Origin of the sequence: Treponema sp. C6A8, from assembly GCF_000619925.1 — a bacterium.
Lineage (GTDB): Bacteria > Spirochaetota > Spirochaetia > Treponematales > Treponemataceae > Treponema_D.
On the sequence record NZ_JHVB01000001.1, the window covers coordinates 263225 to 277914 of the forward strand.

15 protein-coding genes are annotated in these 14690 nt (G+C 38.3%); 8 read left to right on the forward strand and 7 right to left on the reverse strand.

The window, feature by feature from the left end; genetic code table 11:
- Position 1: 1 nt before the first annotated feature.
- The 3 genes from T530_RS0101160 to T530_RS0101170 form a co-directional block, all read right to left on the reverse strand.
- Positions 2 to 3211: a hypothetical protein gene (locus T530_RS0101160; RefSeq protein WP_027727427.1), complete on the reverse strand. Its 3210-nt coding sequence runs from the start codon at positions 3209 to 3211 to the stop codon at positions 2 to 4.
- 162 nt (positions 3212 to 3373) lie between these two features.
- Positions 3374 to 3727 carry a PqqD family protein gene (locus tag T530_RS0101165; protein ID WP_027727428.1) on the reverse strand — a complete coding sequence of 118 codons (354 nt, stop codon included), beginning with the start codon at positions 3725 to 3727 and terminating at the stop codon, positions 3374 to 3376.
- A gap of 5 nt (positions 3728 to 3732) precedes the next feature.
- Complete coding sequence (locus tag T530_RS0101170) at positions 3733 to 5619, reverse strand: OPT family oligopeptide transporter (protein WP_027727429.1); 1887 nt, start codon at positions 5617 to 5619, stop codon at positions 3733 to 3735.
- A 142-nt stretch (positions 5620 to 5761) separates the two neighbouring features.
- Here T530_RS0101170 and T530_RS13195 point away from each other — a divergent pair, with 142 nt between their 5' ends.
- Positions 5762 to 6259 carry a septum formation initiator family protein gene (locus T530_RS13195; protein ID WP_051537709.1) on the forward strand — a complete coding sequence of 166 codons (498 nt, stop codon included), beginning with the start codon at positions 5762 to 5764 and terminating at the stop codon, positions 6257 to 6259.
- Complete coding sequence (locus T530_RS0101180; protein ID WP_027727430.1) at positions 6240 to 6818, forward strand: L-threonylcarbamoyladenylate synthase; 579 nt, start codon at positions 6240 to 6242, stop codon at positions 6816 to 6818. Before T530_RS13195 ends, T530_RS0101180 begins: the two co-directional genes overlap by 20 nt.
- Here T530_RS0101180 and T530_RS0101185 read toward each other — a convergent pair.
- Both T530_RS0101185 and smpB read right to left on the reverse strand, forming a co-directional pair.
- The gene (locus T530_RS0101185) at positions 6815 to 7681 is read right to left on the reverse strand and encodes a hypothetical protein (RefSeq protein ID WP_027727431.1); all 867 of its coding nucleotides are present in this window, start codon (positions 7679 to 7681) and stop codon (positions 6815 to 6817) included. The two genes, T530_RS0101180 and T530_RS0101185, sit on opposite strands and share 4 nt — an antisense overlap.
- A 3-nt stretch (positions 7682 to 7684) precedes the next feature.
- Positions 7685 to 8149 carry an SsrA-binding protein SmpB gene (gene smpB / locus T530_RS0101190; RefSeq protein ID WP_027727432.1) on the reverse strand — a complete coding sequence of 155 codons (465 nt, stop codon included), beginning with the start codon at positions 8147 to 8149 and terminating at the stop codon, positions 7685 to 7687.
- Positions 8150 to 8237: 88 nt separating this feature from the next.
- Between smpB and lepB the strand changes: the two genes are divergently transcribed.
- Together lepB and hemW are read left to right on the forward strand one after the other, a co-directional pair.
- Complete coding sequence (lepB, locus tag T530_RS14515) at positions 8238 to 8936, forward strand: signal peptidase I (RefSeq protein ID WP_051537711.1); 699 nt, start codon at positions 8238 to 8240, stop codon at positions 8934 to 8936.
- Positions 8937 to 8939: 3 nt separating this feature from the next.
- The gene (hemW, locus tag T530_RS0101200; RefSeq protein ID WP_027727433.1) at positions 8940 to 10112 is read left to right on the forward strand and encodes a radical SAM family heme chaperone HemW; all 1173 of its coding nucleotides are present in this window, start codon (positions 8940 to 8942) and stop codon (positions 10110 to 10112) included.
- Here hemW and T530_RS0101205 read toward each other — a convergent pair.
- Positions 10078 to 11451, reverse strand: a complete 1374-nt coding sequence (locus T530_RS0101205; RefSeq protein WP_027727434.1) for a sensor histidine kinase KdpD — start codon at positions 11449 to 11451, stop codon at positions 10078 to 10080. The genes hemW and T530_RS0101205 overlap by 35 nt on opposite strands.
- Before the next feature lie 36 nt (positions 11452 to 11487).
- Entirely contained in the window at positions 11488 to 12204 is a 717-nt protein-coding gene (locus tag T530_RS0101210; protein WP_371180455.1) for a response regulator transcription factor, read from the reverse strand.
- Positions 12205 to 12364: 160 nt separating this feature from the next.
- Between T530_RS0101210 and T530_RS0101215 the strand changes: the two genes are divergently transcribed.
- From T530_RS0101215 to T530_RS0101230, 4 genes are read left to right on the forward strand one after another with little or no spacing between them, the layout of a single operon-like run.
- Entirely contained in the window at positions 12365 to 12565 is a 201-nt protein-coding gene (locus T530_RS0101215; protein WP_027727436.1) for a flagellar FlbD family protein, read from the forward strand.
- The gene (locus tag T530_RS0101220; protein WP_009106081.1) at positions 12565 to 13347 is read left to right on the forward strand and encodes a motility protein A; all 783 of its coding nucleotides are present in this window, start codon (positions 12565 to 12567) and stop codon (positions 13345 to 13347) included. Before T530_RS0101215 ends, T530_RS0101220 begins: the two co-directional genes overlap by 1 nt.
- A 12-nt stretch (positions 13348 to 13359) precedes the next feature.
- Positions 13360 to 14085, forward strand: coding sequence for a flagellar motor protein MotB (motB, locus tag T530_RS0101225; protein ID WP_027727437.1), 726 nt, complete (start codon positions 13360 to 13362; stop codon positions 14083 to 14085).
- Positions 14086 to 14118: 33 nt separating this feature from the next.
- Positions 14119 to 14679 (forward strand): flagellar basal body-associated FliL family protein, encoded by a 561-nt coding sequence (locus tag T530_RS0101230; protein WP_027727438.1) that lies wholly within the window; start codon positions 14119 to 14121, stop codon positions 14677 to 14679.
- Positions 14680 to 14690: the final 11 nt, after the last annotated feature.

Genomic DNA, 14690 nt, shown 5'->3' on the forward strand with positions numbered 1-14690 from the left:
ATTAAGACAATCCCAATTCAGAGAACAATTTTTTGTATGTTACAAATTCATCTGATTTTGCAAATTCCATAATCTTTTCTTCAGGAAGGTTTTCCAGAAGCTGATCCATATAAAGAAGAACAGATTTTATGTCACGCTTAAGATCATCGTTTGTATTATGCTCAGAAGTGTAAAGTTTGTCCTGTTCCAGAACGTTTTCTTTATCTGAATTCAGATAGTCTATGTTATCTTTTGAAATATTAGTATCAAGATTATCTACTTCTGCAAATTCTGAAGAAATTTCAGCAGTTTCTGCAGGCTCAGGTTCTTTTGCCAGCAATTTTTCTACAGTTGGAATCTCATCATCTGCGATTGAAGTTTCTTCTGTTACAGGTTCAGAAGGCTCTTCAATTACGCTTGCTGGACTTTCTGTCACAGGTAAAGATTCTGTTTCTACAACTTCTGCTGGTTCTGTATTGTCCAAATCAGAGAGAAGGGTATCTGTTGTATCAAAATGCTCTTCAAACAAAGTATCAGGAGAATCAAACTGAGTTGAATTTTCTGATGCTGCATTATCATCATTGCCAAAGATTGATTCTGTTGTTTCAAATACTGTTTCTTCAGAAGCAGGTACTTCTTCTGTTGTAGAATTTACAGAATCCATAAAATCAGTTTCGTTAGATTCTACAACAATATCTTCACTCTTTGGAATTGAGATTTCATCAGGAAGTTCTTCTTCTGTTTCATTTTCCTGGTCAAGCTGGATATTTTCAATATCAGGCTCTTCTTCAAGATTTTTGTCATTAAAATCAAAAGACAAATCTTCATTAATTGCTGTTTCTTCTGCTTCTATAGGAGCGTTTTCAACTACGTCAGGCTGAAGGCCTTCAGAAGCTTCTTCTGTTACTTCTGTAGTTGTCATTATATTGGCAAGCTCATCTCCTGAGAGGGCAATAGTATCATCGCCGTCATCTGTAAAGAAGCCGCCCTGCTGTTCTTCTGCAGGCTCATCTGTAACAGGAATTTCTGTTTCAGCAATTACAGGCTCTTCCTCAGCCACAGTTTCAGAAGGAATTTCATCTTCGATAGTTTCTGATTCAGCTTCAATTACAGAATCGCTGTCGATAGGAATCTGAGTTAATTCATCTTCAGAAAGGGCGATAGTATCATCATCGTCATCAGCAAAGAAACCTCCCTTGTCTTCAACAGGGCTTTCTTCTTCTTTAGGTTCTTCTACCTGAGTTTCTTCGAATACAGGTTCAGAATTTTCTGTAATATCAAGGTCTTCAAAAACTGAAGTATCTTCAAGTGTAATTTCAGCCTCATCTACAGCACTTTCCTCTACTGCAGGCTCATTATTTTCTACAATTGCAGGTTCAGCCGGGCTTTCTGTTACGATTTCTTCTGTTGGAGACTGAATTTCCTCTGTTGCAGGCTGTGATTCTTCAATTTCAGGCTGAGGCATTTCAAATTCAGCAGTTTCTTCAGCAATATTTTCTTCTGAAATTGCTTCCTCTGTGATTGTTTCCTGTGGAATTTCTTCCTGGACAGGTACCTGGATTTCTGGTTCAGAGAAGTCACTGTCTTCGCCAGAAACGCCTCTTTCCTTTACTTCGTTAATTTCTGACTTAAGGTTATTTATATCGTTTTTAAGACCTGTAAGTTCAGCCATAATCTGCTGAAGAATAGAAGTTGTAGTTGGATCCGGCTGAGCTGGTGCAGCTGCCTGAACAGGCTCAGCTGCTTCTTCAGCTTCCTCTTTATCTTCTTCTGTTTTAATTTCACTTATAACAGGAGCTGATGCGAATGTATCTTCATCGCCGATTGAAAGGTCATAATCAACAACTGCGTCAGCTTCTTTCTTTTCTTCTACATTCTGAGTAACAGGAGTTTCTTCCGCATTTGAATCAATTCCAAAGTCTGAAAGATCTACTTCTTCTGTTGATACATTTGAAGTATCTGCAACATAAGGTTTGTCTTCTTCTGCTGAGAACGTGCTTTCTTCTGTAGTATCTGCTTCAAATTCCTCTGAATCATCAGCTGTAAAATCACTAAAGTCACTTTCAATCTTATTGTCTTCTGTTTCAATTGTGTCTGTAGAATCGTCAAAAGACAAATCCATATCAAGTACAGGCTCTTCTTCTATAGTATCTTCTGCTGGGGCTGAAGTTTCCTGAACTTCTACGCCGAAGTCGCTTGTATCAATAAAGTCATCAAGAGAAATTTCTTCTGAACTGCCTGAATCTACAGGAAGAGAGAAGTCTTCTGCTGGAGCGCTGGCAGCTCCCGGTTCTTTTCCAGGTTCATAGCCATTATTTCCGCTGGCAACAGAATCATCAGAGAAACCGTCTTCAAGGAAGTCATCAAGAGAAACTTCTTCTTCACCCGGTGCAAGCTGTGTTTTAGGTGCTTCTGTATCATTTGTTTCAGGAGCCGGCTCATCAATTGCATCAAAACTGATTTCTTCAAATTCTGCTTCTGAAGAGCCGTCTTCTGTATTGATTTCAATTTCATCAGAAATTGGAGAAGGGGAAGCTTCATTTTCTGTTATGCTTCCGAATTCAGAAAGGTCAATGTCTGAAGAATTTGAATCTGCTGCCGGAACTTCAATACTTTCTGCCGCAGGTTCTTCAAAGCTTTCTTCAGAGATTTCAAAATTATCTTCTATAACAGGCTCTTCAATTGTGCCAAAAGAACTTTCGTCAATTGAGTCTGCAACAGGTTCTTCAAAAGTCTCTTCAGCGGTTTCTTCAACTGATTCTTCAGGATTTATTTCAAAACTTTCTTCTGGAGCTGCTTCAAATGTGTCGTCTGAAACTTCTTCTGTTTCTGTATTTTCAAAAGCGGCATCTTCCGGGAATTCATGCAGTAAAACTTCGTCAGTGCCAACTTCATTGGAAATTTCTTCTCCATTTGCAAACATCATAGACTCGTCTGTTTCTTCTTCAACCTGAGTTGTATTAGCAATGTTCATTAATTCATCTGCTGTAAGGGTAGAATCTTCGTCACCGGCAAAAGATTCCTCTGCGGGATTTTCTTCAATTTTTGGTTCTTCAAAAGAAGCATCACTTTTAAACATATCTGAAAAATCAGAGTCATCAAATTCTGGAATATCCAATGTATCATCAGATTTAGGCTCTGTGTCTGTTATATCTTCTGGCTGCTGCGAATTGTTTTTTACCCAAACGCCGTAACTTTCTAATTCGTTAGTATTTTCATCTGATTTACTCATATTTTTCCCCTTATAGAGTATAAATTCCGCTATTTAATTATCGGTAGAAACGTTTAAAAAAAATAGAGAAATATAAGTTATTCTATTATATCACATAAATTTTGAATTGGATAAAAAAAATTGTTAAAAAGTTTAGCCCCCCCCGGGAGCCGCCGGGGAAGCTTATTTTGCTCGTTTGATAAAAGAATGGAGTTCCAGAGTGGTTAAAAACTGTACGACGCGTTTGAGCATAGCGTCTTTTTCTGAAGGAAATGCCTCTTCCATCAGTTTTACAATATCTGAAACTGTGTTTTTGCCGTCAATGCAAAGCCAGACTTTTGTGCCGTAAGCATCAAGGGCAATGTTACTGAAACGAGGACGTTTGAAAAATTTCTGTGCTATGGTATTGAAGAAACCCTTGTTTTCCATTTTGATTTCAACAATACCGTTTTCTTTCTGACTCCACGGACGGTCTTCATTTTTTACGAAGACCAGATCCATGTAATTGGCAGAAAGTTTTTTGGTTTTCTGCTTCATCAGATTTATTTCTTAAGTTTCTTGTTAGAGAATACATAGAAGAGTGCCATCAAAGCTGCAAAGAAGATGAGTCCGCCAGCGTTTCCAAGCTTGCCGCCCATATTAATTGCAGAAAGAACAGTCATACCCTTAGCCTTAGAAACTGGAATTACAGCGAGGATTGCAAGGATAATACCTACAAGACCTTCACCGGCAATAAGACCTGAACCGAAGAGAACTCCGTTTTCTCCTGCTTCTTTACCAGCTTCACCCTTCTTGTCGAACCATGCGCGCAAAAGTCCGCCAGCGAAAATTGGAGTTGAAAGATGAATTGGAAGATAAAGTCCAACAGCAACTGGAAGAACAGGAATTCCGATTACTTCAATTGCAAGACCAATACCAACACCTGTAATTACAAGACCCCATGGAAGGTTTCCGCCCATAACGCCTTCTACAACAAGCTTCATCAAAGTTGCCTGTGGAGCAGGAAGTTCTTTTGAACCGAATCCCCAGGCTTTATCAAGAAGGAACATGATTCCGCCGATTGCAAGGGCAGCTGCAACAGAACCGATCAACTCACCAATCTGCTGTTTCTTTGGAGTTGCTCCAACGATATAACCAGTTTTAAGGTCCTGAGAAATATCACCAGCCATACAAGCGATGATACAGATAATAGTTCCGATACAGATTGCAGAAATCATTCCTGCAATTCCAGTGTGGCCTGTAGACTTAAGAAGGGCAGTTGCGATAATCAATGTTGCAATTGTCATTCCAGATACAGGGTTATTTGAAGAACCTACAATACCAACCATACGGCTTGAAACTGTTGCAAAGAAGAAGCCGAAGAGCACGATAATCAAAGCTCCAAGAAGTCCAACTGGAATAGCTGGGATAAGCCAGATTGTAACTACGATGATAGCTGCAAGAATAAGAAGGAATTTTGTTGAAAGATCGCGGTTTGTGCGCTCTTCAGTAGCTTCCTTGTGGCCAAAGCCGCCTACAGCTTTTTTGAAAGTCTTGATGATTGTAGGAAGAGATTTGATAAGGCTGATGATACCGCCTGTTGCAACTGCTCCGGCACCAACGTAACGGATGTAGTTGCTCCAGATTCCCCAAACGCCAAGTTCACTTACAGGAACCTTAGCTGGAGCAATCATCATTGAGCTTCCAAAAAGGTTGATTAATGGAATTGCAACAAACCAGCCCAAAATACCACCGGCAAAGAGGTAAGCTGAAATTTTCTTTCCGCAGATGAAACCTACACCGGCAAGTGAAGGAAGTACGTCTGCGCCGAAACCTGAACCAATTGATTTAATGCTCCAGTCAATTTCAGAAGGGAAAAGTTTAAGTCCGTCAGCAATGAATTTGTAAAGTGTAGAAATTCCAAGACCTGAGAATACAAGCTTAGATTTTGCACCACCTTCCTCACCTGCAAGAAGAACTTCTGCACATGCAGTTCCTTCAGGGAATGGAAGAACTCCGTGCTCTTCTACGATAAGGGCAGAGCGGAGAGGTACCATGAAGATAAGACCAAGCAATGCTGCGCAAAGTGAAATGATTGCAATTACCCAGAAAGATGGCTTAGAAATTGCGTCGCTTTCTTTTGCCCACATAAACAAAGCAGGAAGTGTAAAGATTGCTCCTGCGGCCAGTGATTCTCCGGCTGAACCGATGGTCTGAACCATGTTGTTCTCAAGGATTGAATCACGCTTCATGATGATTCTGATAATTCCCATTGAGATTACGGCAGCTGGAATTGAAGCTGAAATTGTCATACCTACGCGAAGTCCAAGGTATGCGTTTGCAGCGCCGAAAAGCACTGCAAGGAGAATTCCCAGAACGACAGAAACCGGTGTAATTTCCGGAAGAATTCTATCGGCAGGAATAAAAGGTTTGAATGATTTGTCTTCCATAACGATTTATAAATCCTTTAATTAAATTGAGATAACTTTTCTATTTTATCACACTTTGTTATTAATTGCTAATAATGATTTTTTATAATTTGAAAATAAAAATGTTTGCAGATTTTGAAACTGCCTGCCGATATTTTAACAAATGAAATGTGCAAAATATTTGTTCTCAATTTTTGTTGGAACAGCTATCTATGTTTGTTTGTCTCTCTGCTTTGGTCAGAATGGAATGCGCTGTTATAAGCAGCTTGAAGAACAGAAAATATTGTTGAGTAAACGAACAAGCGAAATTCAAAATATAAATACAGAACTGACTCTTGAATATTCAGCCCTTCAAAACGATAAGGCCGTTATTTCTGCCTATGCCCGTAAGCTAGATTATGTAAGTGACGGTGAAAAACTGGTAAAAATTACCGGGCTTAAACCTGCCCAGACAACTTTATATGATACAGGAAGTGTTCTTCGTCATCAGGATCCTGATTTTCTTTCAGAAGATGCTTGTAAAATCATAAGTCTTTTCATTACAATCCTTTGTCTTGGAGTGATGTTCCTTTTTGACGTAAGTAATGGTAAAATCTCCTTTAAGAAAGAACATTCACCTATGATAAAAGGAATTCCTGTATATGATTTTAAACAAATCTGATAAAAACTCTTCTGAAGCTTGTATTGACGCCCTTAAAAAGGGCAAAATTGTAATAATTCCAACTGATACTGTTTACGGATTTTCAGGCCTTGTGCTTCCCGGAAATACGCTGGACGGTGATTCAAAAATCAAGGCAATAAAGGGAAGGGCGGAAACAAAGCCTTTTATCCAGCTTATAGCAAGTCCTGAAGACATAAAAAAGCATACTGATGATGAAATTCCTGCAAGTCTGCTGTCTTACTGGCCGGGCCCACTCACAATAATCGTAAATAATAAAAATGAAGAAACAGACGGCCTTAAAACTATCGCTTTCCGCTGTCCTGGTGACCAGTGGCTTAGGGATATTATAGCCGAGGTTGGACAGCCTCTTTATTCTACCAGCGTAAACCGCAGCGGTTTTCCTGTTTTGGATACGGAAGAAGCAATAATCAGTGAGTTTGAAAAAGACGTTGATTTAATCGTTCTTGACGGTGATAAAAAGAATGCCGTGCCTTCTACAATCGTAAGTCTTGCCGGCGGCGAAGTAAAAGTGCTGCGTCAGGGTGCCTTGAAAATCTAGTTAATTCTTGTCCAGGTAACCGGAATATCTGTGTAGACAACGGAGCCGTCAGCCTTTATAAGGGTGTGTTTTGCGCCCTTTAAAGTGTTTGAATCGCTTGCAGTGAGGGTCCATTCAATCGGCTGGGCGTTTATGGCATGCTCCAATGCTTCTTCTCGTGAAAGTTCCGGGAAATAAGAGGCGTTTGATTTTTGATTCTGGGTAATCTTGATTTTTTTGCCTTCCGCATCTTCAAAATTTATCAGGATATTCATGCTGGCGCCGTTATTAAAAATTACAAAGCCGCGTCCGCCCCTCATGATGACAACCTTGTTCAGTCCGTTTTCTGCCTTCCAGGTTCCTGATAAAAATTCTGTGGAGATTGCATTGGCTTTTGCTGGCGGCATGTCATTTTTAGCTTTTGTTTCTGCTGGAGCGTCACCGCCTTTTGTAATCAGGTTGCTTAGGGAAGTTTTTAAATTATCCTTTGGTTCCATAAGGATTTTGTAATAGGAATCGTATTCCTTTGTTCTGGTTACTTCTGAATTTTCATAAACCAGATGAAAAACCGTCTGCCATTTATCAGAATCCGTGATTTTATTGATTTCTGCAAAAAAAGTTTTTTTAGAAGGTGTAAAAAGCTCCTTATCAAGCTTTTCAATTTCTTTTGTATTGAACTCTGACCGGCGGTCTGTAACTTCAAAATTCTGGGTTTCGGAAAGCTGGGTAAAGTATAAATCACTTGTCAGCTTTGCCATGTTCATATCAAGGTCTGAAGAGAATATTCCGCAATAATCAATTTCATAAGTCTGAGCAAAAGTAAAAGCGCTCAAAAAAATGAGAAGGGTAAAAAAAGATTTATACTTTTTTAATTCCTTTTGCAAATCCTATCCTCTGAGTTTATTAGAAAACTCCCTCTGAAGTTCACGTTTAATATCACGATCCTTAATGGTTGCTCTCTTATCAAACTGTTTTTTACCCTTGCAGACGCCAAGCGTAACCTTAACGCGTCCCTTTACAAGATAAAAATTCAGCGGAATAAGGGTAAATCCTTTTTCTTCAACCTTTCTTGTCAGACGCTTGATTTCTTCCTTATGCAAAAGAAGCTTTTTAGGTCTGTCCGGATTATGGTTGAAAATTGAAGAATACACATATTCCGATATATGAAAGTTTTTAAGCCACACTTCGTTATTTATAATTTCGGCAAAAGCATCTGGAAATGAAATGTTTCCGTTTTTTACAGATTTTACTTCGGTTCCAACAAGCTCAAGTCCGCATTCGTAAGATTCTTCTACAAAGTAGTCAAAGCGGGCCTTTTTGTTATCTGCAATAATTTTTCTTTCCTCTGACATATTTATAGTAATTATATAATTAAATCAGTCGGTTGTAAAAGCACTTTATATGTGATATTTTTATTTAAAAAGATTATCTGAGGCAATTATGAACAACAAATTATTGCATTATTCTTATTCGCACAAAGTTCAGACTCATAAGCACGTTTTCTTTATTTTTTTTAATCTCATTTTTTTGTTTGTCATCTTAAATCTGCTTCTTGCTTATGTATTTTTTCCTGTTCGCCAGACTTCAGTTTCAATGATTCCTGATATCGAAGAAAATTCCATGATTATGGTGTCTCCTCTTGCAAAAAAACTCAACAGGGGAGATGTGGTTCTTCTAAAACCTAAAAAAACAGTAAATTTAAGTAAAATTCAATGTATTTCTGAAGTTTTTGTACGTTTTTTTACCGGCCAGCAGGTTTCTCTTTTTCAGAAAAGTTCTTTTCCTGGAACTAACAGTCAGCTGAGACGGGTAGTTGCCCTTCCTGGTGACAGAATTTATATGCGTGATTATGTCCTTTACGTTAAGCCTGCCAATGGAAAGTATTATCTTACAGAATTTGAAATTGCAGACCACCCGTATAACGTGACATTTTTTACAGCTCCTTCTGAATGGGATCCTTACCTTGGTGTAAAAGGCTCCTTTGATGAAATTATTCTTTCTGACAATGAGTATTTTGTCCTTGGGGATAACCGAAAGTCCAGCGATGATTCCCGCCTTTACGGACCTGTAAAACTGGAAAACATTCAGGGAAAAGCCGTTATGTGCTATTTTCCATTCAAGAAGTTCAAACTTTTCTAAAAAATGACAGTTTCTTCTGCCGCCCTTTACATTCACATTCCTTTCTGCATTTCAAAATGCCATTATTGTGATTTTTTCAGCAGGGGTGGCTCGAATTCTGTCCCTGATTCTTATGTCGAAGCGCTTTGTCAGGAAATCCGCGGGCGGGCGAAAAAATTTTCTGTAAAAGAGTGGGGCTCGGTTTATATTGGTGGCGGCACACCAAGCCTTTTGAATGCCAGGCAGATAAAGCAAATTCTTTCTGCAATAAAAGAAGCTGCTGTTCTTCCTGAAAGTTCTGAAGTTACAATTGAATTGAATCCTGATGATATAACTGAAAATCTGCTTGAGACATTAAATGAAAGCCGGATAAACAGAATTTCTGTCGGAATTCAGTCTTTTAATGATAAGGCTCTTTCTTTCTGCCATCGCCGGGCTGATCCAGGTAAAAATGAAGAGGCTCTTTCTTTAATTCAGAAAAAATGGAAAAAAAGATTTTCTATAGATTTAATCTGCGGTCTTCCTTTTGAAAGTGAAGAAAGCTTTATGTCAGGCCTTGAAAAGATTGTTTCCTTTAATCCGGACCATATTTCCATGTATTCCCTTACTTTTGAAGATGAAACTCCCTTTGGAAAACTTCTTAATCAGAAAAAAATTGAATATGATTATGATTTTTCAGATGCACTCTGGCTAAAAGGACGGGAATTTCTTGAAAATCATGGCTTTTATCAATACGAAGTTTCAAATTTTTCAAAAAAAGGCTTTGAAAGTCTTCATAATCTCTGCTACTGGAATCATAAATCTTATCTTGGCTGTGGGAGTGGAGCGACTGGAACTGTTTATAATGAAGAAGGCAGCGCTTTCAGGTTTACAAACACAACGAATATCGAAAAGTATATAAAAAATCCCCTTGCTTCATTTACCAGCGAAGAAATAGATGTAAAAACTTCTGTCCTGGAATTTTTTATGATGGGGCTTAGAAAAATAAGCGGAGTTAGTGAAAAGGATTTTTATAATTCTTTTGGAAAAAAGCTTACCATTCCTGATTCCGTAAAAAAACTTGCTGAAGCATGGGAACGAAAAGACTTGTGCAAAATTACTGAGAACGAAGATGATTATTCTTTTACGCTTGGAAAAGAAGGAATCTTATATTTAAATCGATTTATTTTTGAGCTTCTTGATCTGGAATTGGAATAATAATCGTAAAGCAGCTTCCTTTTCCTTTTTCTGATTCAACGTTGATTTTCCATCCGTGAGTTTCAATGATGTTCTTTACAACTGAAAGTCCTATGCCCATTCCTTCTTCGCGGCGTGAATTTGATGCCCTGTAAAAGAGGTCAAAAATATTTGCAAGGTCATTTTCGCTGATTCCAATACCCGTATCACAGATTTTTACAAAAAGGTTATTATCCTGCTCAAAAGCGATGATTTTAATTTCATCACCTTCTTCTGTGTATCTGAGCGCGTTTCCAATAAGGTTTTCAAAAACTCGGTTAAGCAGCTGCTCGTCATAAGGAATGATATATTCATTTTGAATATCAATGCTGCTTGTAAGTTTTCTGTTGAAAACTCCGATGGTGTTTTCTGCATCAGAAGCAATGTGTTTTATAAATTTTACAATAGGCTGAGGTGTAAGGGTTTTGCGTAAATCACTGTTTTCAAGCTTTACAAAATTAATCAGGGTGTTAATCATATTTTCAAGGTGAGTTGATTTTGCCTTAATAAGCTTAATTGCTTTGATTCTGTCTTCTTTTCCCTTTATTACGCCATCGATAATAGCTTCTGTATACCCTTTGATAATTGCAACCGGAGTTCTAAGGTCGTGGCTGATACCCATAATGAATTTATTTTTGCGGTTCTGCGCACTAACCAGCGCCTCTCTCATGGTTTCAAGACTTTTTGAAATTGAAGAGATTTCGTTTGTTTTTATTTTAGCATCGCAGATAATTTCAACATCAAGGTTTCCGTCTGCAATCTGACTCATCTGTTTTTGAATGTTTACGATTGAGCGGAACATGTTTTTTGAGATTTCAAAAAGAATTATTACGCTTACTGCAACAAGACTTGCGATGATAATCAGAAGAGGAAGTAAAAAGTCTTTTGGATTTTTTGGAGTTAATTCCTTTTTGGGGAAACGTGTAATAAGTGTATATTCAGAATCATCAAAAACATGAGTTGTAAACTGGTAGATATATTTTTCTTCTGCAGACTGAATAAAAGGGATTATGTTTGTTGCATCTAATGTTATCCCGGCAGGTATGCCTTTTATCGTAGATATTACAATTTTTCCATTTCCATCAATTAAAAAGGAATCCATTTCCGGAGGAAGAAAATCAAAGGTGTCTGTTAGAGTTTCCGTGCTTTTTGAAAAAAGTGATTTTTCATTCTCTTCAAGCATTTTGTAAGACGCTTCATCTCTTGTAATGGCGCGTCTTCTGAACTGGAAGTAGTTGTTGGTTGTTATAAAAAAAATGCATAAAACCGGAATTGCGATGATAAATGCTGCAAGAAGAGTTAACTGTTTTCTTAGAGTCATATCTGCCGCCTGTATTCCAGTTTATATTAGCGTATTTTATTTAATTATGCAGTCAGGGTTGAATACATATCCTTTACCGAATACGGTTTTGATGTATTCTTTGTCAGAACCTTCTGTATGAAGCTTTTTGCGAAGGCGCTGGATGTAAACGGCAACTGCTGTGATGTCACCAAAATCAACCTTCCATACAGCCTGGTAAATCTGTTCCGGAATAAGTGTCTTTCCGGCATTTTTTACAATGTATTCAAGAACTTCGTATTCCTTTGATGAAAGAGGAATCTTCTGACTTCCTTTTTTAAGTACGCATGAGTTCAGTAGGAGAGTGAAGTCGTCAAAACGAATTGAATCTTCTGCTTTTGCAGATGCTGAAATCTGGCGGCGGAGGTTTGCGTTTACGCGGGCAACAAGAACGCTTGGCGAAAATGGTTTTGTTACAAACTCATCAGCTCCAAGTCCAAGACCTTTAATCATATCTTCATCTGCATCACGGGCAGACAAAATCATTACAGAAGGTTTTTCAGTTTCTGTAAAGCGTGTACTCAGTTCCTTTAAGAAATCAAAGCCGCTCATTCCAGGTAAGTTCAAGTCAAGGATAATAAGGTCTGGTTTGCGGTCTTTGTCAAAGTTGGCAAGTGCATCTTCAGCGTTGTAAAAAGCTTTTGTACCGATTTCTGATTTTGAAAGATAAAGGCAGATCAACTGTGAAATTGATTCTTCATCTTCAATTACGTAGACATACGGAAGTTTACTCATATCACTCATAATAAAGATTATATTAATATAACAGTAAAAAGTGTAATAAATTTTTGTTAATATCTTATAAAATCTTAGAAATTAAGAGGTTGAAATATAGAAAAAAAAGATTATAATTTTAGATTATGTAGGATATGAAAAATTCCGAAAAATAAAAAGTATGATTGAAGTTATGCGTTTGGATGGGAAAAGTTACTGGGTAAATCCACACATGATAGAAAGTATGGAATCTAATCCTGATTTAACATTAACTATGTTGTCGGGAAAAAAACTCATCGTAAAGAATTCTCCCCAAGAAATCATCGATAAAATTATCTCATACCGTAAAAAAGTCGGTACAAGCTGGCAAGAGGTGTTGTAATGGATATAGCTACTATAATTGGTATTGTTGGTGGTGCTGTAATGATCGTCATGTCGGTTGTTACTTCTGGTGGTACTTTGGGAGGTATTATCGATATTCCTTCTGCAGCCATGACAATCGGCGGTTCTTATTTCGCCATGTTCATTGCTGCTCCTTTGAAAAACATTCTGGCCCTTTTCAAAATCATGGGACGTGCCTTTAAGGTTCCTGATTTTGGTGAAAAAAACATCGTAATCAATATGCAGGCGCTTTCAGAAAAAGCCCGCCGTGAAGGTATTCTTGCCCTTGAAGACGGACTTGATGATCTGGAAGACCAGTTTATGAAAATGGGACTCCGTCTGGTAGTAGACGGTACTGACGGTAACATTATTCGTGCAGTTATGGAAAACGAAATGAACCAGTGCGAAGCACGTCATATGTACTGGGTTGGACTTATCAACGCCTGGGCCGGATTTGCTCCTGGTTTTGGTATGATGGGTACTGTAGTAGGTCTTATTGGTATGTTGAACAACCTGGAAGATAAATCATCCCTCGGTCCTAACATGGCGGTTGCTTTGATTACAACACTTTACGGTTCCATGCTTGCCAACTGGCTTATTACGCCGTTCTCTACAAAGCTTCTTGCTCATAACCAGCAGGAAATGCGTGCAAAGGAAATGGTAATCGAGGGGGTTCTTGCTATTCAGGCTGGTGAAAACCCTCGTATTATGGCTCAGAAACTTCTTACTTATCTTGATCCTGTAACAAGAAAAGCAATTGAAGCTGATGTATTGAAAGACTAATCAGGGGATAAAATGGGAAAATCGAAGGAACCTGAAAAACCGTCGGCTGCCTGGCAAGGTACCTACGGTGATATGATTACACTGATGCTCTGCTTCTTCGTAATGCTTTATGATCCGTCAGAAATCGATATCACGACACTTGCAACAATTACTCAGAATCTGCAGATGAATGAAACAGAATCTGTTTCGGGCGGTCTTTCCTTGTCTTCTGGAAAACTTTCTGACCTTGGTAATATGATTAACTCCCTTCCGTCTTTGGAAAAAGGACGTTCTCTGGGGCTTGCTAAAAAGAAGGCAGTAAGCCTTTTTGCACCGGATATTAAATCAAGTAGAATTACCATTACAAGTGATGAACGCGGACTTATCATCACTCTTCTTTCTGATAATTTTTTTGAAGAGGGAAGTGCGGTACTTAATATAGAAGAAACGCGCGATACTTTACTTCGCCTTGCAGACTTTTTTAAGTCGCCGGAAGTAAAAGACCGCCGTTACAGAATAGAAGGACATACAGATAATACACCGGTTCCTGTTGCTTCTGAATTTACAAGTAACTGGGAATTGTCCGCTCAAAGAAGTATTAATGTTCTTCATTATTTAGCCGATTATGGAGTAAACGAAAATAGTTTTTCGGTTGCCGGATACGCTGATACAAGGCCTAAGTATTCTAACGAAACGGCTGAGGGGCGTGCCTATAACAGACGTGTAGATATAATTATTCTAGACGAGGGACATTTTTAATGTTACTATATATAGAGATTTGCTGGAGGGGAAATGGCAGATAACGACGATATCAATCTGGATGATGGTGGAGAAGCATCAGCATCATCTTCAGAAAAAAAAGGCGGCTTGGGCGGTTTAGTTTCAGGTCTTTTAAAATGGATTATAATCGGTCTTGCAGCAATTATCGTAATTGTAGTTGTTGTTGTAATTACAGTTAAAATTGCAAGCAAAAATACTTCTTCTATAACTGCAATCCCATCTTCAGAGGAATATGTTTCCGGTCAGCGTGAAATTTTTGACTGGTATACTTCTTTGGGAATTATCCAGACTTCAACCTGTGATGATCCTCCTGCAACTGTTCGTGTGGATGTGGCTCTTGCATACAAAAAAGATGATAAGGCAACATCAACAGAAATTACTCAGCGTAACGTTGAATTAAAGGCTTTTTTGCGCCGCTATTTCAGCAGTAAAACTGCAGCGGAACTTAGAAACCCTAACAACGAAGATGCCCTGGAAAATGAGCTTAAGAACGGCATCAATGATAAAATCTTAAGCTCTTCAAAAATACGAGATGTTGTGTTCCAGTCGAAAGACGTTATAGAACAGAATTAATAAAGGTGGAT

Excerpts from the sequence above, each read along its gene's own strand:
- motB (WP_027727437.1), top strand. The coding sequence starts at position 13,360 with ATGGGAAAATCGAAGGAACCTGAAAAACCGTCGGCTGCCTGGCAAGGT.
- hemW (WP_027727433.1), top strand. The coding sequence starts at position 8,940 with ATGACAGTTTCTTCTGCCGCCCTTTACATTCACATTCCTTTCTGCATT.
- T530_RS0101205 (WP_027727434.1), bottom strand. The coding sequence starts at position 11,451 with ATGACTCTAAGAAAACAGTTAACTCTTCTTGCAGCATTTATCATCGCA.
- T530_RS13195 (WP_051537709.1), top strand. The coding sequence starts at position 5,762 with ATGAAATGTGCAAAATATTTGTTCTCAATTTTTGTTGGAACAGCTATC.
- lepB (WP_051537711.1), top strand. The coding sequence starts at position 8,238 with ATGAACAACAAATTATTGCATTATTCTTATTCGCACAAAGTTCAGACT.
- T530_RS0101180 (WP_027727430.1), top strand. The coding sequence starts at position 6,240 with ATGATTTTAAACAAATCTGATAAAAACTCTTCTGAAGCTTGTATTGAC.
- T530_RS0101215 (WP_027727436.1), top strand. The coding sequence starts at position 12,365 with ATGATTGAAGTTATGCGTTTGGATGGGAAAAGTTACTGGGTAAATCCA.
- T530_RS0101165 (WP_027727428.1), bottom strand. The coding sequence starts at position 3,727 with ATGAAGCAGAAAACCAAAAAACTTTCTGCCAATTACATGGATCTGGTC.
- T530_RS0101170 (WP_027727429.1), bottom strand. The coding sequence starts at position 5,619 with ATGGAAGACAAATCATTCAAACCTTTTATTCCTGCCGATAGAATTCTT.
- T530_RS0101220 (WP_009106081.1), top strand. The coding sequence starts at position 12,565 with ATGGATATAGCTACTATAATTGGTATTGTTGGTGGTGCTGTAATGATC.
- smpB (WP_027727432.1), bottom strand. The coding sequence starts at position 8,149 with ATGTCAGAGGAAAGAAAAATTATTGCAGATAACAAAAAGGCCCGCTTT.
- T530_RS0101210 (WP_371180455.1), bottom strand. The coding sequence starts at position 12,204 with ATGAGTAAACTTCCGTATGTCTACGTAATTGAAGATGAAGAATCAATT.
- T530_RS0101230 (WP_027727438.1), top strand. The coding sequence starts at position 14,119 with ATGGCAGATAACGACGATATCAATCTGGATGATGGTGGAGAAGCATCA.
- T530_RS0101160 (WP_027727427.1), bottom strand. The coding sequence starts at position 3,211 with ATGAGTAAATCAGATGAAAATACTAACGAATTAGAAAGTTACGGCGTT.